Annotated in this window: 1 protein-coding gene and 1 pseudogene; one reads left to right on the top strand and one right to left on the bottom strand. The window is 64.3% G+C overall.

Going from position 1 to position 1,362, the window contains the following annotated elements; genetic code table 11:
- Positions 1-229 (bottom strand): annotated as a pseudogene (locus PI86_RS15520) (septal ring lytic transglycosylase RlpA family protein); the annotation flags it as partial.
- Between the two features lie 658 nt (positions 230-887).
- Between PI86_RS15520 and PI86_RS15515 the strand changes: the two are divergent.
- Positions 888-1,362: MBL fold metallo-hydrolase (locus tag PI86_RS15515; protein WP_039324394.1), on the top strand; the 475-nt coding region annotated here is incomplete at its 3' end.

Raw genomic sequence — 1,362 nt, 5'->3', positions numbered from 1 at the left:
CCAGCGACGACTTCTTCGCGTCCTTGCTGTCGGCAGCCGGCATCGATGCCAGCGCGGAATCGAAATTCAGTTGCTGCTTGTCGTCGTCCGCGCTCGCTGCAGCGGCCGTCTTGTTGGCTGCGTTCTTCTGGTTCGCGCTGCCGGTGGTCTGGCTGGGTGGCACCGCACAGCCCGTCAGCGCAAAAAACAATGCAATGGTCCCGAATCGACTCGGAAAACGTAAATTCATCGACGTGTCGCCTTCTGGTTCGGGCCGCATCGATACAACGCTGCTTGACAACGCAGGTACGCGGCCCGGACGGCAAATGCGTGCACGCCCGGCTCGGTTGCGAGCAGGCGGCTAGCATGGGCGCGGCTTTTCGTCAGTGCCGCAACCGTCCTGATTAGTTTTCACGTCTGGCGCAACCTGTCCCCGGCAGCCTGACCAGACCCCACATGCCGCCATCGAACATGGCTTTCACGTTCGCGCGCGTCGCGTACAGCCAACGCACAGGAACGGCGGCACAGGCCTCATCCGGCGGCGCGGCAGCAGGGCCGCAGGCGGGCGCGCAGCACCCGGCCGGACAAGACGTGAGCACCGAATGCTCGGTGCTGGATACACCGCCGGACTCCCCGGCGGTCGATGCTTGACGGTGAATCCGACGCCCCGTTTAACGGGGCCGAAACACCAGCGAATTGCGTGAAATTCACGCAGGATGGACCGCATTATACATAAATCAAAAGGTCCACCGGAAAAGCACCCCGTCCGGACCATTGATTCTCACTATGGCGGTAACAATCGGGATGCTCCGGAATTGCCCGCGGACCTGTGTCGGCCGACGCGCCGCAGGGTCGGCAAGCCGCCCGCACGACCGGTACAATCGCTCCTTTTAGCCGCCGGTGCCTCCATGAAAGTCACGCTCATTCCGGTCACGCCGTTCCAGCAGAACTGCTCGCTGCTCGTCTGCGAAAAGACCGGCCGCGCCGCCGTCGTCGATCCGGGCGGCGATCTCGAACGGATCGAACAGGAGATCGCGCGGCAGGACGTACAGGTCGAGAAGGTGCTGCTCACGCACGGCCACGTCGATCACTGCGCGGGCGCGAAGGCGCTCGCAACGCACTACGGCGTGCCGATCGTGGGGCCGCAGGAAGACGAGCGCTTCTGGATCGAGCAACTGCCGATGCAGAGCCAGCGCTTCGGCTTTCCGGCCGCGGAAACGTTCGAGCCTGACCACTGGCTGAACGACGGCGACACTGTGCAGTTCGGCGACGAGACGCTCGAGGTCTATCACTGCCCGGGCCACACGCCCGGCCATGTCGTGTTCTTCAGCCGCGCGCATCGCGTCGCGATCGTCGGCGACGTGCTGTTCGCCGGCTCGATCG

The sequence above is a fragment of the Burkholderia sp. A9 genome (assembly GCF_000801975.1).
The sequence above is the reverse complement of the archived record's forward strand: the minus strand, read 5'-3'. Positions and strand labels throughout refer to the sequence as shown.